Consider the following 21,467-nt stretch of genomic DNA (forward strand, 5'->3'; position numbering starts at 1 on the left):
CGAGGCGGAGGCAGCGACCTCGGCCATTCCACGCATCGGCCTTTCCATCGTCAGGCAACTCGTCGACGCCCACCGGGGAACCGTCTCCGCGACGAGCGTGCCGGACACGGACACCGGCTTCACCCGGCTCTGCCCGCCGAGGCGTAGTACGCCGCGGCCGCAGGAGAAGGCCTCCCGCACGCGACGCCGCGCGGCACCACGTCCCGGCCGGCACGTGGGCAGTCAGTCATTGCTGCGCGCTCCCTCTCGGGCAGCCTGTGTACTGCCCTGGATCACGTCCAAATCCCCCAGCCGTCCAAGCGTTCACGCTCGCTTCTTGACCTTGAGATGACTCCAAGTTCTACCGTCGTTCTCGCGGTCGACAAGTGGCCGCACCTCTACGGTTTTCCCTTGGTTCACCAGGAGTTTCTTCGGCATGAGCTTCACTCTGGACCCTGATGTGGCGGCCGCGATGTCGGCGCTCGCCGGCGACGGCCCGCCACCGCCGGCTCCCGTGCTCGGGGACTGGAAGTCCATCCGCGACGCCGTCGCGACCACCTTCGCCGCACTGGGCGCCGACGTGCCCGAGCATCCCGAGGTGAAACAGAGAACGTTCACCGCGACGGCCCCGGACGGAACATCGATCGCCCTGCAGTGGTTCGCCCTTGACGGAACGGATCCTGGGCCTGCCGTGGTCCACGCCCATGGCGGCGGCATGGTCGCCGGACGGCTGGACCTGTTCGCCCCGTACATCGCCCAGTACGTTGCCGCGACCCAAGTGCCCTATCTCTCGGTCGAGTACCGGCTCGCCCCTCAGATGCACGGCACCGGGCCTGCCGAGGACGTGTATGCCGGTCTCGCATGGCTGGTCGAACACGCCGGCGAACTGGGCGTCGACCCGCAGCGGATCGCGATCCACGGGGAGAGCGCGGGAGCCGGCATCGCGGCGGGCGTCGCCATCCTGGCCCGTGAAAGGGGCATCGCGCTCGCCCGCCAGATCCTGATCTATCCCATGCTCGACGACCGCACCATCACCCCCGATCCGCACCTCGACCCGGTGGCGACCTGGCCGTACGTCAGCAACCGGACCGGCTGGGAGGCGCTGCTCGGCGAGGAGCGCGGAACCGAGACCGTGTCGCCCGTCGCCGCGCCGGCACGGCTGACCGACTTCGAGGGCCTGGCACCGGCGTACATCGAGATCGGCGAGATCGACATCTTCCGCGACGAAAGCCTCGCCTACGCCCGCGGCCTGTGGCACGCCGGCGTCTCGACGGAACTGCACGTCCATCCCGGGCTCGTCCACGGCTTCGACCAGTTCGCACCCCAGGCACCGGCCACCCGGCGGGCCTTCGCCGACCGGGTCCGCGTCATCGCATCCCTGTGAGGAGGAAGACATCATGACCTTCACGTGGTTCATCACCGGCAGCTCGCGCGGCATCGGCCGCGAACTCACCGAGCGACTGCTCGATCGCGGCGACCGGGTCGCGGCGACAGCCCGTACACCCGGTCAACTCGACGACCTGGCCGCCCGTCACGGTGACCGGCTCTGGGTCCGCGCGCTCGACGTCACCGACGCCACACAGATCCGCGCGGTCGTCGACGAAGCCTTCACCGAACTCGGCCGGATCGATGTCGTGGTCAGCAACGCCGGTTACGGCGTGCTCGGCGCGGCCGAGGAACTGACCGACCACGAAGTCCGGGACATCATCGCCACCAATCTCACCGGCTCCATCACTCTCGTCCAGGCGACGACTCCGCACCTGCGTGCCCAAGGCGGAGGACGCTTCCTGCAGCTGTCGAGCATGGGCGGCCTGATGGCCTTCCCCGGCTTCTCGCTCTACCACGCCTCGAAGTGGGGCATCGAGGGCTTCTTCGAAGCGGTGGGCCCGGAGGTGGAGCCGTTCGGGATCCGCACCGTCCTGATCGAACCCGGAGTGATCCGCACCTCGTTCTACGACGTCATGGGCCGCAAGGAACCACACCCCGCCTACGCGGACAACCCCGCGATCCTGCGCCAGGAAGCACCTCGTGACGAGATGCCCGGCGACCAGTCGAAAGTGGTCGACGCGATCATGGCGGCCGGGGAGTCGGACAACCCGCCGCGTCGGCTCATCCTTGGCTCCGATGCCTACACCCTCATCAACGAGGCGCTCACAGCACGCCTCACGGAGATACAGCAACAGCGTGACACCGCCGGCGCTACGGACGTCGACGGCCATGTTCTTGCCGCGTCGGGGTGCTTCTGACCGGGAAAGGCCTGGCGTCTTCCGCATTCAATCGCCCCTCAAGCCCAATAGAAGCGACGGGAAGGGTGCGGGAGCCAGACCAGGTCGTAGGCGGCCCGCTCCGCAATGCCCACGACGTCGGCATGCCGCAGTGTGACACGGTCGGCGGCCTCGGTACGGGTGTCAGCCAGTTCCTTGCGCGCCAGTTCCAACACACGCTCCATGACGTCGATGCCCACAACCTCCGTGCGGGGGTACGCCTCCGCCAGGGCCAACGCCAGAGCCGCGATGCCGGTGCCGATGTCCAGGATGCGGCTGCCCTGGCCGTCCAGCCGTTCCGCGAGACCGGGCAGTGCGGGAACAACCTTGCCGGCGATGGCGCGGCCGGTGGCCGCGGACGCGCGGCCCTGGTTGCCCAGCACCTCGTCGTCCTGATCCGCCCAGCCGCCGGTTGCACCTTGCTCTCCCGCGGCTGCCGCCACCGCCTGGCGCAGCGCACCGAGACGTGCCTGCGCCGAGGCGCGGTTCGTGGGCCTGTCGGGGTACTCCGTTACACGGACAGCGTCGACGCAAAGCCCCTGTGACGCTCTGGAGGTGAGGTCCGACACCGGTTGTCGACGACTTCTGGCAGCGCTGGTTGGAGTCACGTTCGCCGGGTCTTGCGTGCAGCTGACGACCGGGCTGGCTCGCCACCCTGCCCGCCCGTGAACGAACCGACGTATGTGCTCCAACGTTGCCTTATGGCGCTCAGGTTCCGAACGGACGTCGCGGTGGTTCAAGTGCGTGGTCTGGGGGTGTTCCTAAGCTTCGACGGGAGAGGGAACACCCGGGCTGTTCCTGGACGGGTACACACCGAAGACGAGAAATGCGTGAACCAAGAGAATTCCGGCCGAGCGGCCGTCATCGCAGGTACCGGCGCCGCCGACATGGACGTGCCCAACGGGGTGATCGGCAGTGTGCGGATCGGGCGTGCTCGGGCACGCCCGATCAAAGGTGATCGTTTGCCACCGGGTCACCTCGGTGTCCGTCAGCACCAGCAATGCCCACGCCAGCAGGGCCGTGTGGCGGGCCTCCACCCGACAGCCGTGCGCCACTGGCGCCCGATCGCTGCTGACCAGCCGGTTCCACGCATTCTGTGCGTCGAGCCCGGACGCGGCTGGCCTCGACGCACAGGGCTGAGGCGAAGACAACCATCCCGACCCCAGGGCCCTTTGAGTAATGCATAAGCCTGATCGGCTCCTTGATCGTCGAGGAGTCGATTTTCCGAAATTCGGTGGTCGGGCAAGGCTGCCGTGGAGAGCGGAGACATGATGAGCAAGAGCCCCTATGACTTTGTCGTGGTGGGAGCGGGGACAGCGGGATGCGTGATTGCCTCCCGGCTTTCGGAACGCCCCGGCGTGCGGGTGTTGCTGCTGGAGGCGGGTGCCCGGGACGCAACCGAGACGATGGCGTCTCCTTGGGGCTTTCTGGGGTTCGATCCGTCGTCCCTCTGGCTTGGCGCCTCAACCGTGCAGGCCGGTACAGGCAGGGCCGCTGACGTGCTGCTCGGCAAGGCGCTCGGTGGATCGTCGAGCATCAACGGCCTTTACCACCTGCGGGGGCACCGCTCCGGTTACGACGAATGGCCCGGCCTCGGTGCTCCAGGCTGGGGTTTCGACGATCTGCTGCCCTATTTCCGCCGCAGCGAGAGCACTCGCAGCCGTAATGCCTCCGTGCGGGGCACTGACGGGCCGGTCGTGGTCGCCCCGGTCCCGGAACCCCATCCCCTGGCCACGGCGGGCGTCGAGGCTGCGGTGGAGGCTGGGCTCGCACGCGCCGATGACATCAGCAGCGGACTGGAGACCGGGTTCGGGTGGAGTGACATGAATCTGCCCGGCGGCGCCCGCCAGAGCGCGGCCGACGCCTACATCCGTCCGTTTCTCGACCGGCCGAACCTGGACGTCGTCACGGACGCGACCGTGCGGCGGCTGCGCACCACCGCGGGCCGCTGCACCGGCGTCGAGTACGCCGTCGGTGGGGAGCACCTGTCCGTCAACAGCGCCGAGGTGGTGCTGACCGCCGGAGCCATCGGTTCCGCACACCTCCTGATGCTGTCAGGGATCGGCCCGGCACAACACCTCAAGGAACACGGCATCGGCGTCGTCGCCGACCTGCCGGGAGTGGGCTCCCATCTGCAGGACCATCCGATGGCGGGCGTTGTGTACGAGGCCATCCAGCCCGTGCCGTTCGTTCCTGCCAACCCGCCGGCCGAAATGATGGGTCTGCTGTGCAGCGACCCCGCCGCGGCCCGGCCGGACCTTCAGGTCTACATCGTCGCCGCACCGCTTCCGTCGGCATGGGGCCAGCCGCCGGCCAACGGCTACTCCATCGCTTTCTCCGCGATGGCTCCGCACAGCAGCGGCACCGTGCGTCTGGCGGACACCGATCCCGGTAGCGCTCCCGTCGTCGACCCCGGCTATCTGAGGGACGACCGTGACCTGGAGGTCATGCGCAAGGGTCTGGCCCTGGCACGCCGCATCGGGGAGGCCGACGCGTTCGCCGATTGGCGCAAGCAGGAAGCGGTGCCGGGCTCCGGGACGAGCGGCGAATCCGTGGACGAGTTCATCCGCAAGGCCACCGGCCCCTACTTCCACTTCACTGGCACCTGCCGCATGGGAATCGACGCCGATGCAGTCGTCGACCCTGCGAACCTCCGCGTGCACGGAATTGCCGGACTGCGGGTCGCCGATGCCTCGGTGATGCCGTCTATCCCCTCGGCCAACACCAATGCGACCGTCTACGCCATCGCCGAACGGGCCGCCGAACTGATCGACTGAGCCTTCTTCAGCCGCCCACGGCGCTTCCGCAAGGCCCTCATTCCCGACGCCTGGGCCGCCGGCAGCTGGTCGGAGTCTTCGACCAACTGCCGGCATCCTGCTTGCTGAACTTGAGGCGGCCGGCGAGCTCGACGGGTCCAGGGCGTGTGTGGTCGGCTGCCACATGCGCGAAAGAGGGGAGCTGACGCCGGTCCGTCGTCGGTCGGCCAAAGGCAGGGCAGCAAACACCACCCACCGGTGAGCCACGGGGCAGTGGATCCCCTCTCAGCTCGCCGGGAACCGCCGAGGCCCCGAAACGATGAAACGACCAAGGGTCCCACGGGCACCGCCGGCGAGGTCACCCAGGACCCGCGCCCTCATCGCAACATTCCGCCGCGGTCAAATGCCCAGCCCGCCCGCAGCGCAGCCCTGCTCGGGACACGAGTTGGCGGCATCCGCTGAACTGTGGTCGCACCTTGGTCACCTGCTTTCGGCCGACCCGTGGCCCGGCGGGTGCCGGTTCGGCGAGAGCGAGGCTGCTCGGGTCGAACGGGCGTACTCCGTGGGAGTCTGACCATAGTGCTTCTTGAAGGTCCGGGTGAAGTGGCTGCTGTCCGCAAACTGCCAGTGTGCGGCGAGTTCCGAGATACTCAGGCGACCTGACGGCGCGGTGAGGGCGAGCCGGGCCTCGTGCAGTCGCCGGTGGCGGATGTAGGTGGTCACCTGCTCTCCCACGGCGGCGAATGCCCGATGCAGCGTACGGACGGAGACGTTGAGTTCACGCGCCAGCATCGCAGGAGACAGCTCCGGATCAGCGAGTCGGCGGTCCGCGAGGTCCTTCGCAGCCTGGGTGAGCGCGGGAGCCAGCCGAGGTTCCACGTCGTCGAACCTGCCCTTCGCCACCGCCTTGGCCAGCTCGATCAGGGCGCCCTGGGCGGCTTCCACACCGGTCGGGTCGAGGCCGGCCACAGTTAGGTGGATCATGTCCGTGAGGGCCGTCAGCAGGCGTATCTCGGCCGAGTCCGCCGGCCCGGTGATGACCCGGTTCCCGAGCAGGGGTTTGAGCTCGCCGGGGGGCAGGACGAGGAACTTCGCCGTGAGGTGCGCCGTCGTCTCGAAGGCCGACAGGCGGCCGAGGTGCCCCACGAGGAACTGCCCGTCCGACACGGTCTGTTCGCCGGAACCGGGCCGGCCGCCCAGAGTCCATGCGCCGCGCTGCACTACGTAAATGGCCACCAGATCCTGATCGGCGCCCGGGACGTCCGCGGTCCGGGTTGCCGACGCGGCATGAAGATCGGCTATCGCCGCGCCGTGCACCTTGGCCACGTGGCCCTTGACCCGGAAGTCACCGATCGTGTCCGGGCTGAAGGCCGGCAGTTGGAAGACATCGTCGCCGATCTGCGTCTCCCACCCGCGCCGGAAGGCGTCGAGTCCCCGTGGTGCGGCGCCCGGGTCGGTCGAGTCCACTGAGAACTCCCCGCGCACGCGGTCGACCGCGGCTCCCGTACTGTTCACTCTCCGATCCCCTCGCATGTTTTGCTTCAACGCCATCCTGTGGAGCTCGTGTTCCGTGCGGACGCGCCGTGGTCATGTCGGCGCTGTGCCAATCTTCCTACAGGTGGCCTGCAGGTCAGCGGTCGCGGGGCAGGGCTGATGTGTTCTCACAGCCGTATCTCAACCGATCTTGAAACGTGTGGATCGAACGGAGTTCCTGGTCGGGTGATCTTCCGGCGCTAGGCGGCGGGCTCGGCCGAGGCCACCTCACCGAAGACGATGTGGCCGCCGTACCGGCGTACCTGCTCCCGGCCCCGCCGAAGGATCTCGGGGGGCGGGGTGCCGTCCAGGACGATGAAGCCGCGCATGGCCTCGGCCGGCGCGTTGCGTGGCGTGCCGCTGTCGATCACGACGACCGAGCGGCGGGAGCGGGCGAGCATCAGCGCACCGTTCAGCCCCGCGGCACCGCCGCCGATCCCCCCGTGTCGACGGTCTCGCCGGGCAGTGCGTCGCTCGCGTACGGAAAAGTCGTCACATCAAGGTCCCCCCAACCCTTTCCTCGTGCGTGGCTCCAGACGCTCCGGACCATCTGCCCACGACGCTAAGCCCGCATTGCACGACAGGCATACACTCTTGCCTATGACGCAAGAAGATGGAGAGCTGGACAGCCTCGTACGCAAACGGATCCGCGCTCTGCGGGTGGCGCAGGGCTGGTCCCTGGAGGAACTGGCCACGCGTGCCCACCTCAGCCAGTCCTCACTGAGCCGTATCGAGAACGGCCGGCGCCGCCTCGCACTGGATCAGCTGGTCACTCTCGCCCGCGCCCTGGACACCACGTTGGATCAGCTCGTGGAGACCGCCACCGACGACGTGGTGACCAGTGCGATGGTCGACAGCGCCCACGGCCTGATGCGCTGGCCCGTGAAGGGTGACCCCGGCATGAGCGTGGTGCGCCAGCGCATGACCGAACCACCGCCTGAGAACCCGGCGCGCATGCGTGCCCACCCGGGGCGCGAGTGGCTCGTCGTCCTGTCCGGCACCGCGACCCTCATGCTCGGCCACCGCCGCTTCCGCATCGAGACCAACCAGGCCGCCGAGTTCCCCACGATGATGCCGCACGCGATCGGCGCCGAGGGCGGGCCCTGCGAGATCCTGGGCATCTTCGACCGCGACGCCCGCCGCGGCCACCAGCGCGAGGGCAGCGGCTACGACGCTCCGGGCACTCGCGAATGACGGACGTCCCCGAGCAACAACTGACCACGCAACAACCACCATCAGCTGTTTGATCGACACACCCGCCCAGGCCGTGACCGTACCGAGGTGCCGGAGCCGAGTCGGGAGGGGGCTCAGGCGCCGTTCACGGCGGTGAGCAGTTCCCGGCGGGTGGGCCCGGGTTCGGCGTAGCGGGGTTCGCCGGCGGCCAGCTCGACGGCCCTTTTCGCCAGTCCGGGCTTCACCAGGGCCTCCCGCGGGGTGGCGAGCAGACAGCCCACGTCGGCGACGCCGCGCAGGATGTCGGGGTCCTTCCAGCGAGCGGATCCCAGGGCGATCTGCAGGTTCCAGTGGGCGTCGTCGGTGGTGCGGACGTCACCCTGTATCTCGGCGTCGATCTCGGCAAGCCGGCTCCGGTCCCAGGCAGCGAACCTCTCCCATACGGGCGTGAGGTTCCCCTCAGTGACCGTGTCGAGCATCAGGGCCAGCCGCAGGGGGTCGTCGGTCCCGACCACGCGCAGGACGTCGCGCAGCGCTGTGGCATGCCGCCAGCCCATCGTGATGCCCGTGCCGAACTGCGGGTTGATCGTGCCCCAGGCGTCGCCGACCGGGACGATCCCGGTGACCAGCGGCCGGCCGTCGACGACGAGGCGCCGGCGCCGGCTGTCGGACCCGCCCATCGCGGTCACACCCGTTATCGGCTCCCCCTCGCCCAGGTGCGCGAACCATGGGTACAGCTTCAGTGCTCGGTGCCATGCTCCGGCGTCGGCCAGCACGCGCAGTTCCTGGTCGCGTCCGGACGTCACCAGCGACACGCCCCAGGTGCCGCGGTCACCGGGGACGGAGACGACGCTGACGCTGTCGTGGTGGCACAGCGGCAACGGTGGCTGCCGGGGCAGGGTGCCGTCGGGTGAGCGGAAGTACCTGGTGTAGTAGCGGAAGCCCATTCCGACACGGTGTTCCTCGGGTTCGGCGCCGATCCCGGCCAGCATCCCGGCCACCGGGGAGTTGCGGCCTGCCGCGTCGACCACCAGGTCGGCCGCCGACCGCTCGCCGTCCTGGGTGAGCACACCGGTCACGTGGGGGTGTACCGCGGTCTGTGCCTCCCCTGTCAGCAGTCCGGTGACCTTGACACCGTGCCGCACGGAAATGCCGGGCGTCTCCCGCGCCTGAGCCAGCAGGGCCACGTCCAGCAGCGGCCGCCGGATGGCGATCGTCTCGAACCGGGCGTCCTCCGGCTGCCTCGGCCCGGTGGCCGCCACGTCCCACGCCCCGGCGATCACGTTGTAGTGGGGACGCCCTCCCATGGCGAGGATGCGGTCCACGGCTCCGGGGAGTTCGGCGGCCAACTGGCGCGCTCCTCCGGGCTGAACGCAGTGGCTGTGCCGGAACTGGCTGACCCCCGGCCGTCGCCAGTCCCGCCAGACGGCTTCGGCGCCGCCGTCCGGCGGGCAGGGGTCACGGTCGAGCACAGTGACCCGTATGCCCTCGGCGGCCAGCAGCATCGCGGTCACCAGGCCCGTCGGCCCGGCCCCCAGCACTACGACATGCTTCATCTCGAACTCTCCTGCTTTTCCTCGGCTGTTGGGTCGAGCCGCACTTTCGCTGCGCGACGAACGCTCACTCCCCACCGCGGCGCGCAGGGGGACGCGGCGGGTCAGGGAAGACAGGCGGTGTGGGCGTCGATGGGCAGGCTCAGTCGGCCGGTGTTCAAGGAGCCGTCGGGGTTGATTTCCAAGTGGTGGGCCGGGTCCGGGATGTGACCGAGGACCAAGAGGGCGTCCGTGGTGGGTATGACGGCGTTCTCCCAACTGCCGTCGCGGAACTGGGCCGCGGTGACGACGAAGAGGCGGCGGGTGTCCGTAGCGGCGTCTGCGGGTGCCGGCGCGGGGGGCGCGTCGTCTGTGTGGGAGAGGGCGACGTCACGGGTGGCCGCGGTGCGCAAGCGGGCGGAACGTGTGCCGAGTCCTTCGGTCACCGAGGGGGTGGCAGCCGAGCCCACCAGGACGACCTGGGCGTGGACGCCGACGGGTCCCGAGATCAGTTCGGTGATGATGGTCTGTGCGAAGCGCAGGATGTCATGGTCGTCTCCGGTCAGGGAGATCGCTCCCGGCAGCTGCGCCAGGTCCACCAGTACTCGGTCGCCTTGATGCAGGCCGAGGGTGACGGTCAAGGAGTAGGGGTGAGCCGGGCCGTCGGCCCCCGTGCCGGTCTGACGCAGATCGGCCGTCCGGACCCACCATTCCTTTCCGGAGGCGTCTGCGGTCCAGGGTGCGGGTGCGTGCGGGTGGGCGTCGGCGAGCCGCAAGGTCAGTTGGCTCCCCGAGTAGACGACGGCGTGGACGGCGGGGAGGGGGCGGGCGGCGTGCGGGCGGGCGGCCACGGCCTGCAGGCCGAGGGCGACCGTCTCCAGCGCCTTGCGCCGGTTGGTGCCCGGCCCGGTGAGAGGGATCTGCGCGGGGGTGGGTTTGCGTCTGCCCAGGATCAGTGTGGCAGCTCCACCGAGCAGGGCGGACAGGCCAGTTGACACGCTCATCGGATACCTCATTGATGAAAGCCGGCAGGGAAGGGGTGCCGTGCGGAGGGGAAGGGCGGATGCGTGAACGCTCGGTGCGGGGCACGCGAGACACCGACACGCCGTCCGCGGGGGTTCGCGACCAGCGGCCCATTGGCTCCACGGGCCTCTGCTCAGGCGGTTGCCCGGAATCGGTCCGGATCACCGTCGAGGCGCTGTGGCCACCCCGCCCGTGGAGCCGCTTCGGGGAGCGGCCCGACGTTCGTTGCTCACGCTGCTCTCCTCCTGTTCGTGTGGCGCGGTGGCGACGGCCGGGCGGTGGTCGCCATGTCGGAAAACGGTATGCAAGGGGGCCGACGGCGACCATCCGGTCAGTGGCCGGGGCGTCGTACAGCAGGCTCTACTCCAAGCAGCCGTCCACAGAGGGCGTCCGGCGTCTCGCCCAACGCGTCAACGTCTCGCCCTCGTCATCGGTCAGCACCGACTCGGCCTTCGGACGTCCCGTCCTCACCACCTGGCCACCATCCCGAACCAGCACTGACCTACGCAGCGAAATCGCGACCAGGACACTAGCCATCCGCCTCCCCGCCCAGCTCCCTCCCCAGTTCTCCCCGCCGCCGGATCCCCAACTTCCGGTAGGCGTGGGTCAGATGGGTCTCCACCGTGCGGCGGGCAAGGTGCAGCGAGCCGGCGATCTCCGCGTTGGTCCGCCCGGCGGCCGCCAGCTCGGCGATGCGGCGCTCGCCTGCCGTGAGGGACTGCGACCCGGTGAGGTTCGTCGAGGTACGGCGGGCGCCGCCCTCCCGCAGCGCCTCCTTCGCGAGAGCGCACAGCCTGACCGCGCCGATCCGTTCGGCGTGCTCGGCCGCCTCACGCAGGCAGTCGCGGGCGCGGGCGCGTTCCCCGGCGGCGGTGAGCAGTCGGCCCCGGGTGATCAGCGCAGAGACCAGTTCCGTGTCCGCCGAGGAGTTCCGCAGCACCCGTACCGCCTCACCGGCCAGTTCCAGGCCGCGCGGCCCGCCGGTCGCCGCGCCCAGCACGCGCAGCGAACGGCCCACCGTGCGCGGCGTGTTCCACACCCGCGCCAGCCGCAGTTCCTCCTCGGCCAGTGTCAGGGCCTCCCGCCGCCGGCCGAGCGTCAGCCAGCACTCCGCGGCGGCCGTCCGCCACGGTGTGACGACCGGGCTGACCACGTCACGGGCCGACTGGCCGCGTCCGCACTCCAGGAATTCGTGCAAGGCGCCCGCCGGGTCGTCCGTGGCGGCCCGCAGGACGCCTCGTGCGTACAGGAACCGGTTCAGCTCCCAGGAGTCCGGCGCTTCCTGGGGGTCGAAGCCGTCCACGAGCCGCCGGGCCTCCTCCAGGCGGCCGGTCTCCACCAGCGCGACCAGGGCATGGGCCGTGAGGTTGGTCGGTCCGGGTTCGTCGGCCCGACCGGCACCGCCGGCGGCCGGTCCACCCCGGGTCCCGGTGGGCTCACCGCTCGGCCGGAGCGCGGCCTGGGCCAGCAGCCACGGGTAGTCGCCGCGAGCGGCGGCGATGTCGGCACGTACGTTCAGCAGCGCCTGGTGCGTCGGGTGCAGCAGGGTGGGACGGCGGCCGGCCAGTCCGCGCTCCACGAGGCGGGTCGCCTCGTCGAGTTCGTCGGCCCACTGGGCGACGGCGGCGGCCGCGGCCAGCAGGAAGGGTTCGGTGAGCCGATCGGCGGGCCGCGCCAGCAGGGCGCGCAGCCGCTCCATCGCCGCGTCCGCCGAGGTCCGTCCGGCGGACGCGGCATACCGTACGAGGAGTGCCTGACCGGTGGTGCCGACCAGTACGGGAGAGCGTTCGGCCGTCTCCTTCAGTTTCCGGTACACCTCCTGGCGGACCGGCTGATCCTGGTCGGCCAGGAGTGCACAGGCCGTATGCGCGGTGCGTGCCAGGTCCGGACGGTCGGTCAGCCGGTCGTCCAGGCCGCGCAGGATCTCGATGGCGACGCGGACCATACCCTGGTCGGCGAGCGCCGTGCCGAGCGCGATGGCCGCGCGCACCAGTTCCTCCGGCTCGCCCGGCAGCCACAGCGCCTCGGCGAGCCGCGCGATCCCGGTCGAGGAGCGTACGAAGACGTACTCCAGGGAACCCAGTTGGGTGAGCAGTCGCTGTCGGCGGGCGTCGGGCAGCGGCTCGTGCAGGGCCCGGCGCAGATAGGCGACGGCGTCCTCGGCGCGGTCGGCGTGCACGGCTCCGGCCGCGGAGTCCAGCAGGACTCCCAGGGCCCACGGGGAGCCGATGGTGTCCGCCCGCAGCAGCTGCCCGGCCACCACCTCGTTCCTCTCGCCCCGGCGCAGCATCGCCTCGGCCGCGCTCCGGTGGGCTGCCTGCCGTCGCGCCGCGGACCAGCCGGCGAGCACGGCGTCACGCAGCAGTGGGTGGGCGTAGCGGGGGCGCCCGGTGGGGTCGGGGCGCAGCAGACCCAGCAGGGTCGCCGCGGTGAGCCAGCCGGAGACCCGGGCGGGGTCGGCCCCGGCCATCTCGGCGAGCATCCCGGCGAGGGCGTGACGCGAGTTGTCCGGAGCCCCGCCCGTCCCGCTCCGGTCCGATCCCTCGTGCCAGCTCTCGTCCCAGCTCTCGTCCAGCGCCGCCAGCGCCCGGGCCACCTCCGCCGTCGCGGGTCCGGCGCTGTCCAGCCACCAGGAGACGGCCGCCGCGTACGCCCCCGGGTACAGCGCCGCACAGGTATCCGGAACGGCCGTCGGGAAGGCGGTGGCAAGGTCGTCGAGGAGGGCGCGCAGCAGCAGCGGGCTGCCCGCGCCGGCCCGTACACAGCTGTCCACCCACTGCCGGGAGGCGTACGCGAAGGCCGAACGCACCAGTTGTTCCGCCGAGTCGGCGGACAGCGAGGCCAGGGTGTGCGCGCGGACCAGGGAGGGCGAGAGGGAGTGGGTCAGTCCGGCCGAGGGCGGTTGGACGTCGTACTGGCTGCGCTCGGTCACCACCAGCAGGACGGGTAAGCGGTCGATGCGCCGGGCGGTCTCGACCAGCCAGCCGCGGGAGGGGCCGTCGGCAAGGTGCACGTCGTCCACCGCGACCAGCAGCGGGGCCTCGGCCGCGTACGAGCGCAGCAGCCGCCACAGCCGTGCGCCGCTGCCGCGTTCCTCCTCTGCCAAGAAGGGCTCGTCGGCCTCCGGTTCGGCGCCGAGGAGGCGGAGAACGGCCGCGAACGGCCGGGCGGTGTCGTCCGGGAAGCAGCGGGCGCGCACCACACGCATGCCCTGGGCGGCCGCGTCCTCGGCGGCGGCCTCCAGCACGGTGGTCCGGCCGGTGCCGGTGGCCCCCCGTAGCAGCACCAGCCGGCCGGCACCGCCCCGGGCGCGCTCGGCCTCGGCTGCGATCAACTCGCGCGCCTCCCGGCGCTCCGGCGCGCCCGGCACTGCCACAGCCCCGCAGGCGTGCATCAGCGGTGGCCGCGAGGCGGGGTCGGAGTGCCGTGGACCTTCTTCGCGTGCGACCGGAAGGCGCGACGGCCGACGACGGGCAGCATGCCGAGATGGGACACCACGACATGGCAGCGGGAGATGTCATCGTCCGCGACGGCGCGTATGAGAGCGGGAGCCAGGCCCAGTTCACGGTGGAACATTGAGTGAACGACGCATATGTCCCGAACATCCGCCATTGGGGCTCCTGTTGTCGTGTCTGTCATGGTGTCGGGCTCCGTTGCGGTGGGGTGGGTGACGGCCGGTACGCGGACAGGCGGGCAGCCCGGGTTGGGGCGGGTTCGGCGGGCAGGGACCGGGCAGAGGCCCCCGCGGGGGCGTCCCGGTTGTCCTGGGCTGGTCATCCGTGGGCTCTGCCGTCGGCGAGCGGGCGACGGCGCGTTCTCGGACTTGGCGGGCCGCCACGCACCGCCCTCCACCACGCGAAACTTCCCTGCGGGCTCCGGAGCCGCCGGCGGCTCGGGCGACGGCGGCGGCTCAGATGTCTCCGACGGCTCCGGCCGCTCAGATGTCTCCGACGGCTCCGGTGGTTGATGCGGCCGCCGGCTCGCATGGCCGGCCCAGGCCGCCAGGGCACGGGCTCGCTGCTCACGTCGTCGGGGGATGTCGGAGGTCCTGGTGGCCCAGGCGACATGTCCGTCGGACCGTACGAGGATCTCCGCGACGCCATCCAGGTCTTCACGTGCCTGGTGCCAGGTCACGGTCGCGGTGCGCACGCGGGAACCCCACCGGTGCGCGACGGTCGGGCCCGGCTCCGGGTCCTCGGCGAAGTCCAGCAGTACGAAATCGCCGTGCCCGGTGAGTTCGTAAACGCGCAGGGCTTGCGACCCTCTCGCCGTCAGTGCGACGTCGGGCATGCGCCGGCCCACCAGTGGGTCGGCTTCCGCGTCGGCGGGAGGATATGCCACATCGAGAGCGGAGGCTCCGGCAGTGCGCCGACCTGACTCGTCCAGCTGGAGGGGGTCGTCGGCGAAGGTGTCCATCGGTCGCCGCCGGCGCGGGACGAGTCGCCCCGGCGCGGTCTGTGCTTCGACGGGCTCGGTCGTCGAGCGCCCGAGGAGCCGGCGCTCGCGGTCATAGCTGTCGAGCAGTCCGGGCGGCGCCCAACCTCCCACCTCCGCCCCGAGCTTCCAGCCCAGATTGATGGCGTCCTGGAGGCCGGCGTCGAGAGCCTGCCCGCCTGCCGGGACGTGGATGTGGGCGGCGTCACCGGCCAGCAGGACGCGGCCGGAACGGTAACTGGCCGCGACACGGCTCGTGTTGTCGAACCGGGCGAGCCGGCGGGGCTCGGCGACGCCGAAGTCGCTGCCGGTCAGTGTCGCATCGGTGCCGGGGAAGTCGATGCGGGCGGCCTGCCGTACGAAGCTGCGTCCGCCGTCACACCCGACGACGAAGCGGGCACGCAGGAAGCGGATCCCCTCGGGACCGCGTACCTCCACCTCGACGCCGTCCGCGTCCTGACAGAGGCCGACCGCTTCGTGTCCGCGCAGAACGTCCACGCCGAGTTCGTGGGCACGCTCCTCCAGCACGGCTTCGGTGCGCGCCTGGGTGAGGGCGAGAGCGTGGCGGCCGGGGAGCGGGCCGGCGTCGAACGGGGTGTGGGAAGCGGCGTCGTGCCGGCCCGGGAGCGGCTCACCGAGGGCGAGAAAGCGAGCGGCCTGCCGCCGCAGGTCCATCAGTTGGAGGCTGCGGGGATGAAGAGTCACGGCCCGCGGCTCCCGCCGCGGCGTGGTGCGACGCTCCAGGAGCAGGGTGCGTACGCCGCCCAGCGCCAGTTCGCATCCGAGTATCAACCCGGTCGGGCCTGCTCCCACGACGACGACATCGATGTCCATGGTGATCGTGCTCTCTTCTGGGTGCCGGGGCCGCCCTCCCGTCGGGGGGCTCGGGGACGGCGGCCCCGGCTGACCACGGAGCCCGCTTAGGGGGTGGGCTCTGCGCGGCCGGTCTGTGGCTGTCAGGAGTCCAGGGCGAGGCCGGCACCGGGACATGTCCTGTCCTGGTCCGCGACGGCTCGTACGAGATCGGGTGCGAGGCCGAGTTGACCGTGGAACATGGTGTGCGCGGAACATGGTGTGCACCGCATACATGTCTCGGACGTCTGCGTGGCCGGGTCTCGCTCACCAGCGATCGCGTGCTGACCCAGCCATTGCGAGCACTTCCTCGCCGCTCTCCCCCCGGGTGATGTCTTTTTCAGGTCCACGATGGTGCAAGTCACCGATGTGATCGTCCACGGGCCGAGTATGGACGTCCGCACCGGCTCCTGCCTGGCCCTGTTGGTCCCAGGACCAGCAGAGCTGTGGCGGAGCGGTACCGGCGCGACGCATGATCCGGTCATGGCTCCTTTCATGTGTTCAGGGCGGACCGGAGAAGGTGCCGGAGAGCGGGGCCGGGACAACCGGATGGCGACATGGCGAACCGGCGAAGTGTGGTACGGCAGTGGACCTGAGCTGCTGTCCGTCCGCTTCACACATGACACGACCCGGCCTCCGCGCGCTTCCGCCGGGACCGACCTCACCGCCCACCCTAGGGAGATCAACACAGGCCACGCTTGTACCGCAGCGTCAGCGCAGTGGAACATCCGCGCCAGGGGGGAACGGGCGTGCTGGTGCGCGCCGCCAAAGCCAGTGAGTACGACGCATGCGATGGGGTGACGCCGTCACCGGCCATCCGCGACTGGAGACCGACAGGTGAGGAACAACAGGGAAAGCACTGAGCCGGGGACCGGCGGAGGGCACAGGACGTTCGCCGTGGACGTCACCGCCGTGAGCACCGGGCCGGGCGGCTTCGACGCGTTACGGCGCGAGTGGGACGTCCAGGTCGGTGGGGCGTTCCCGCTGCCGCCCTTCGAAACGCGCGGACCAGGTGCCTTCCGGCTCAGATCGCAGTGACATGGGCACGGGCCGACCTCACCACCACGCCGCTCCCAGCGGGCGCCTTCGACCTGCTATCCGTCCAGTACTTCCCGCTCCTGCGGCGGCCGGGCCACGCGACGCTGCGCGGCCTGCTGGACGCCGTCGCCCCCGAAGGCACGCTGCTGTTGGCCACCCATGCCCTCGCGGATCTGACCCGATGTCATGAGAACCACTTCGACCCCGCCGACCACTACCAGCCGGACGACATCGCCCGGCTCCTCGACGGCACCTGGAACATCCCTGAACACGGCCTTGGTCTGATCCCGTGCTCCGACCGAGAACACGCGAGACCATCGGGGACGGCCGTGCCCAGAGACCGTGCTGCGGTGCAGGCCGGTGAACCGGGTCCGGTCGCCGAGCAGCGCCTTGGCCAGACGGGTCTGCCGCAGCGTCTCGCCGAGACGCGTCATCACCAGCGCCGGGGTGTCCTCGAGGCGGTCCAGGATCCGCACCATCCCCGGGTTGATGTGATCGGTGCGCAGTGCCCGCTGTGGAACGGTGTACCCGGCCATGGAACAGGTGGTCCCGCTCGTCGAGCGAGAGGTGCAGCCCGCGCGCCATCGCGGCGAGCATCTGCGCGGACGGACGGGGTCCGCGCTGCTGCTCGATCCGGCTGTAGTAGTCGGCCGACATACCGCACAGGGCGGCCACCTCCTCACGGCGCAGCCCACCGGTACGGCGGCGCGGGCCACGCCGGAGGCCGACGTCCTCCGGCTGGAGCGCTTCCCTCCTGGAGCGGAGGAACTCCGCCAGTTGCGCCCGGTCCGCCATGGCCTCCCCCCTTCCTTTCCCAGCGGGCTGCCCGGTCGGCCGCCGACGTGGACCAGCAGGGCTCCCGCCGCCTCAGACAGTAAGGACCTTCTGACCCAGGGATCTTTTGTACCCCTCACATGCCGTCTTGTCGGCGTGCTGGGCTGGGGCTGGACCCGGCCCGGCCCGTCCCCTCCCGGCCCGTCGATGGTGCCGCGTCCCCGGCGCCGTCCGCGGGACGGGCCGGCCACGGCCGGTCCGAGCGTCACCGGTCTCGGCCGTGGTGACCCGTCGCAGCCGGACCGGAGTTCTCGAGCGGATTCAGGTCAGGCGTGTCACCACCTCGGAGGGGGACGCCCGCCTCGAAGCGGCACGGCGCCTGGGGGTACAGCCTGCTGTACCCCTGCTTGGGGTACGCACGGCAATGCCCGCCGGAGGCGCAACTGATGTGCTGAACACGTCACGCCAGCACCGCCGAGAGGACATCGCCGTGAGTATCCAGGCACCCGTCAGCATCGAGACCGAACCGGTCGGCAAGGGCGACCGTGAGGACCGCGCCACCGGCCTGCGGGGCAGCATCCGCCGCCACCCCGTGACCTGGTTCTTCTCGCTGGCCATGCTGCTGAGCTGGGCGGCCTGGGCACCGTACGTGCTGTCCGAGAACGGTCTGGGCCTCTGGCACTTCGCCTTCCCCGCGGTGGGCGGCACCACCCAGCTCTCCGGCGTCCTGCCCGGCGCCTACCTGGGCCCGATCGGATCGGCCCTCCTGGTGACCGCCGTCACCGAGGGACGCGCCGGACTGCGGGCCTGGCGGGGCCGGATGACCAAGTTCCGCGTCAACTGGCGCTGGTACGCCGTGGTTCTCCTCTCGGTGCCCGCGGCGCTGACCCTCTCCTCGGCAGCGCTGGGCGACCGCGGCCCCCTGATGCCGTCCGCAACGGTGCTCGCCGCGTACCTGCCCGGCCTGATCCTGCAGTTGATCACCACCGGTCTCGCCGAGGAGCCCGGCTGGCGCGAGTTCGCCATGCCCCGCCTCCAGCACCGCTACGGACCCGTGGTCGCCACCCTCGTCGTCGGTCCCCTCTGGGGCGTCTGGCACCTGCCGCTGTTCTTGACCGAGTGGGGCGGCTACCCGGACGTGACCTGGACCGCGCCGGTGGAGTTCGTCGGCACCACGATCGCCTTCAGCTTCGTGATGACCTGGGTGTTCAACCGCTCCGGCGAGAGCATGCCGCTGGTCATGCTGCTGCACTGCGGTGTCAACAACTTCTTCTCCATCGCCTGGTCGGGCATGTTCCCGTGGCTGTCCTCCGGGAACGCGGCGCACGCCTTCCTGCTCAGCTCCATGGTCGGCGCCCTCGTCCTGCTCGTCGCCACCCGGGGTCGGCTCGGCTGCCCGCCGGCGTCCAGTGCCCACGCACTGAGGGGCCGGACGCTGTGACGGGCTTCGGGACATGGCGACGAGGCGCCTTCGGCGCAGCGGGGTCCGGGGCGAGGTGGCGAGGGCGACGGCCGGGTACGGCCGGGGACCCACCTGGTGTGCTCGGCGGACGGGACGCGGGGAAGTACCGGCGGCGCGGCCCTCGACCGCCGGATCGCCGAAGCCGCGCCGCGGCTGCACCCACCGGCCCGGTCCACCGGACGTTCTCGGTGCCCGAACCCTCCCCTCCCGTACCGGGAGGGCGGACCTGAAGCAGCCGGGGGACCGCCTCCGCGCGAGCTTGGTCCGAGCTCTCGTCCGGCAGGCGGCACCGGTGAGCGACCGACGCGGAGAGCGGTGGCCGTCCCCGCTCTCCGCGTCCCGCGTGCCCCGGGTCAGCGTGGCCCTGGCCCAGGCAGCGACATGACCCCGCAGGCACCGCAAGGAGCACGCGCCATGTCGCGGGGTGATGACGCTCTTTGATTTTCCCCACCTGGTGCTCAGCGGCGGGACAAACCTGCTCTGATGATCTCCTCACCCTTCGTGTGATCTTGTTGGTCGCTCTGTGTGATCTGGATCGGCGTGTCGGGATGCGGGTTTGTGCTGGTGGAGAGCCTGCGTGAGCTACAAGGTCGGCCTGTTCGGGGGCCCGGATGCTCACGCGGGAGGAAGACGTGGATGCTCATGCACTGCGTCGCCAGGGATGGACGATCCCGGCGATCGCACGGCATCTGGGCCGTGACCGCAAGACGATCCGCGCCTATCTGAACGGCGAGCAGGTCCCGGGCCTTCGCCATCCGAGCCCGGATGCGTTCGTTCCGTTCCTGGACTACTGCCGTCAGCGGTTGGCGGACGACCCGCATCTATGGGCGTCGACGCTGTTCGACGAGGTCAGCAGGCTGGGCTATGAGGGCGGATACTCGACATTCACCCGTGCACTTCGCCGCTATCAGGTCCGCCCGCACTGCGAACCGTGGGTTGCCAAGTACTACGGGGTCGGAGTGGACATCTGCCCGCCGCGTCGCGGCAACCGCAAGGGCGTGGTGGAGAAGGCCAACCACTCAGCCGCACAACGCTGGTGGCGCACGGTCCCCGACGCCCTAACCGTCTTCCAGGCCCAGTCCGGCATCGACAAACTCTCCGTCCGGATGGACGAGCGCCGCCGTGTCGCCGACGGACTCAAGGTCACAGTCGGTGAACTTGCCGCTGCTGAGCCGCTGTTGGATATCCCGGTGCGGCCGTTCCCGGCCGAGCTGGAAGCCGAGCGGACGGTGAGCCCGCAGAGCTTGGTGTCCTTCGACGGGAACTTCTACTCGGTTCCTCCGAGCCTGGCGGGCGCACAGGTCCGCGTGGTGCACCGGCTCGGCGAGGACTACCTCCACATCGTCACCGCCGGCAGGGCGGTGGTCGCCCAGCACCGTCGGGCCCCGCGCGGGGCCGGCCAGACCATCCGCGACGCCGGGCACGTCATCGCGCTGGAGCGAGCCGTGCTGGCCTCGTTCAGCGACCGGGCGCCCTGCAAGACCAAGGTCCGCCGACCCCCGTCGCAGGCCGCGCTTGCCGAGGCCGAACGGTTGCGCGGCCGGGCCGCCGCAGCTGATCCGGCCGAACGGGTCGTGATCGACCTGTCCCACTATGCCGCCGTGGCCGACCGGCTGCGGACCGCTCCCAACTCCGAGGAGGAGAACACCGATTGAGTACGTCACCGATGCGGGTGAGCGAAGCGCGCCGCTTTCAGCAGCTGCGAGGCCACCTGTCCTATCTCAAGCTCAATGACGCCGCCGAGGCATTGAACCGGGTGCTGGACCAGGCCCGCACCGAGCGGATGTCGCTGACCGCGGCCCTGGAACGGCTGCTGGAGATCGAGGTCGAGGCCACCGAGGCCCGTCGGCTGGCGGCCCGGGAACGGTTCACCTGCCTGCCCGAGCTGTGGACCCTGGCCGATTTCGACTTCGCCGCCCAGCCCGGCGTCGATGAGAAGCTGATCCGGGACCTGGCCGCCCTGCGGTTCCTGGACGACGCGTCCAACGTGCTGTTCGTCGGGCCGCCCGGGGTCGGCAAGACCATGCTGTCCGTAGCGCTCGGGCGGGCTGCGGTCGAGGCCGGGAACCGCGTCTACTTCACCACGGCCGCCGATCTGGCCGCCCGCTGCCACAAGGCCGCGCTGGAGGGTCGGTGGAAGACGTGCATGAACTTCTTCGCCGGCCCGAAGCTTTTGATCATCGACGAACTGGGCTATCTGCCGCTGCCCGAGGACGGCGCGTCCGCGTTGTTCCAGGTGATCAACCAGCGGTATCTGAAATCCAGCACGATTCTGACGACCAACGTCGGGATCGCCGACTGGGCCGGCGCCTTCGGCGACGCCACCGTCGCGGCGGCCATGCTCGACCGGCTCCTGCACCGGGCCGCGGTCGCCGGGATCGACGGCCCGTCCTACCGGCTGCGCGGCCACCGCAACCAGGCCGGGACCCTGCGCGCGGGGGTGAACGCCCGTGTCTCATGACTCCGCACCCGCCGCCACCGTCCCCCAGCCTGCCGTCGCCACCCGCATCTGCCCTTCCTGCAAGGTGGAGTTCGCCCCCGAGCCCGGCACCCGGCAGACTTACTGCGCACCGGCCTGCCGCGCCAGCAATCAGCTACCCGAGCTGACCCTGACCGTCAAAACCTGCCCCGTCTGCCAGGACGACTT

14 protein-coding genes and 2 pseudogenes are annotated in these 21,467 nt (G+C 70.7%); 8 read left to right on the forward strand and 8 right to left on the reverse strand.

The features are described 5' to 3' along the window. Positions 1 to 415 precede the first annotated feature (415 nt). Complete coding sequence (locus ACIBK3_RS42460; RefSeq protein ID WP_399373633.1) at positions 416 to 1,363, forward strand: alpha/beta hydrolase fold domain-containing protein; 948 nt, start codon at positions 416 to 418, stop codon at positions 1,361 to 1,363. A 13-nt stretch (positions 1,364 to 1,376) separates the two neighbouring features. Further along, positions 1,377 to 2,225 carry an SDR family oxidoreductase gene (locus ACIBK3_RS42465; RefSeq protein WP_399373634.1) on the forward strand — a complete coding sequence of 283 codons (849 nt, stop codon included), beginning with the start codon at positions 1,377 to 1,379 and terminating at the stop codon, positions 2,223 to 2,225. Between the two features lie 38 nt (positions 2,226 to 2,263). On the opposite strand, the gene ACIBK3_RS42470 is transcribed toward ACIBK3_RS42465, so the two are convergent. Continuing rightward, positions 2,264 to 2,812 (reverse strand): methyltransferase, encoded by a 549-nt coding sequence (locus tag ACIBK3_RS42470; RefSeq protein ID WP_399373636.1) that lies wholly within the window; start codon positions 2,810 to 2,812, stop codon positions 2,264 to 2,266. 699 nt (positions 2,813 to 3,511) lie between these two features. On the opposite strand from ACIBK3_RS42470, the gene ACIBK3_RS42475 reads away from it, so the two are divergent. Then, entirely contained in the window at positions 3,512 to 5,020 is a 1,509-nt protein-coding gene (locus tag ACIBK3_RS42475) for a GMC family oxidoreductase (protein ID WP_399373638.1), read from the forward strand. Between the two features lie 459 nt (positions 5,021 to 5,479). Here ACIBK3_RS42475 and ACIBK3_RS42480 read toward each other — a convergent pair whose 3' ends face one another. Both ACIBK3_RS42480 and ACIBK3_RS42485 read right to left on the reverse strand, forming a co-directional pair. Next, a complete protein-coding gene (locus ACIBK3_RS42480; protein WP_399373640.1) occupies positions 5,480 to 6,466 on the reverse strand; it encodes a helix-turn-helix domain-containing protein in 987 nt (328 codons plus the stop codon). Positions 6,467 to 6,735: 269 nt separating this feature from the next. Next, a pseudogene (locus ACIBK3_RS42485) lies at positions 6,736 to 7,082 on the reverse strand (hypothetical protein); the annotation flags it as partial. Between the two features lie 50 nt (positions 7,083 to 7,132). Between ACIBK3_RS42485 and ACIBK3_RS42490 the strand changes: the two are divergent. Next, positions 7,133 to 7,726: a helix-turn-helix domain-containing protein gene (locus ACIBK3_RS42490; RefSeq protein WP_399373642.1), complete on the forward strand. Its 594-nt coding sequence runs from the start codon at positions 7,133 to 7,135 to the stop codon at positions 7,724 to 7,726. A gap of 113 nt (positions 7,727 to 7,839) precedes the next feature. Here ACIBK3_RS42490 and ACIBK3_RS42495 read toward each other — a convergent pair whose 3' ends face one another. The 4 genes from ACIBK3_RS42495 to ACIBK3_RS42510 form a co-directional block, all read right to left on the reverse strand. Then, a complete protein-coding gene (locus ACIBK3_RS42495; protein WP_399373643.1) occupies positions 7,840 to 9,261 on the reverse strand; it encodes an NAD(P)/FAD-dependent oxidoreductase in 1,422 nt (473 codons plus the stop codon). Between the two features lie 101 nt (positions 9,262 to 9,362). Then, the gene (locus tag ACIBK3_RS42500) at positions 9,363 to 10,241 is read right to left on the reverse strand and encodes a hypothetical protein (protein WP_399373644.1); all 879 of its coding nucleotides are present in this window, start codon (positions 10,239 to 10,241) and stop codon (positions 9,363 to 9,365) included. A gap of 548 nt (positions 10,242 to 10,789) precedes the next feature. Continuing rightward, positions 10,790 to 13,654, reverse strand: coding sequence for an AAA family ATPase (locus ACIBK3_RS42505; protein WP_399373646.1), 2,865 nt, complete (start codon positions 13,652 to 13,654; stop codon positions 10,790 to 10,792). After that, positions 13,654 to 15,528, reverse strand: coding sequence for an FAD-dependent monooxygenase (locus ACIBK3_RS42510; RefSeq protein ID WP_399373647.1), 1,875 nt, complete (start codon positions 15,526 to 15,528; stop codon positions 13,654 to 13,656). Before ACIBK3_RS42510 ends, ACIBK3_RS42505 begins: the two co-directional genes overlap by 1 nt. 915 nt (positions 15,529 to 16,443) lie before the next feature. On the opposite strand from ACIBK3_RS42510, the gene ACIBK3_RS42515 reads away from it, so the two are divergent. Next, the gene (locus ACIBK3_RS42515) at positions 16,444 to 16,584 is read left to right on the forward strand and encodes a hypothetical protein (protein WP_399373648.1); all 141 of its coding nucleotides are present in this window, start codon (positions 16,444 to 16,446) and stop codon (positions 16,582 to 16,584) included. Positions 16,585 to 16,928: 344 nt separating this feature from the next. Here ACIBK3_RS42515 and ACIBK3_RS42520 read toward each other — a convergent pair. Next, positions 16,929 to 17,379 (reverse strand): annotated as a pseudogene (locus ACIBK3_RS42520) (helix-turn-helix domain-containing protein); the annotation flags it as partial. A gap of 469 nt (positions 17,380 to 17,848) precedes the next feature. Between ACIBK3_RS42520 and ACIBK3_RS42525 the strand changes: the two are divergent. From ACIBK3_RS42525 to istB, 3 genes are all read left to right on the forward strand, one after another. Next, positions 17,849 to 18,799, forward strand: a complete 951-nt coding sequence (locus tag ACIBK3_RS42525) for a CPBP family intramembrane glutamic endopeptidase (RefSeq protein WP_399373650.1) — start codon at positions 17,849 to 17,851, stop codon at positions 18,797 to 18,799. Positions 18,800 to 19,452: 653 nt separating this feature from the next. Beyond that, positions 19,453 to 20,475, forward strand: coding sequence for a Mu transposase domain-containing protein (locus ACIBK3_RS42530; RefSeq protein WP_399373652.1), 1,023 nt, complete (start codon positions 19,453 to 19,455; stop codon positions 20,473 to 20,475). Continuing rightward, a complete protein-coding gene (gene istB, locus ACIBK3_RS42535) occupies positions 20,472 to 21,281 on the forward strand; it encodes an IS21-like element helper ATPase IstB (RefSeq protein ID WP_399373653.1) in 810 nt (269 codons plus the stop codon). The genes ACIBK3_RS42530 and istB overlap by 4 nt, the downstream gene beginning before the upstream one ends. Positions 21,282 to 21,467: the final 186 nt, after the last annotated feature.

This window comes from Streptomyces sp. NPDC050287, assembly GCF_044459385.1.
Lineage (GTDB): Bacteria > Actinomycetota > Actinomycetes > Streptomycetales > Streptomycetaceae > Streptomyces.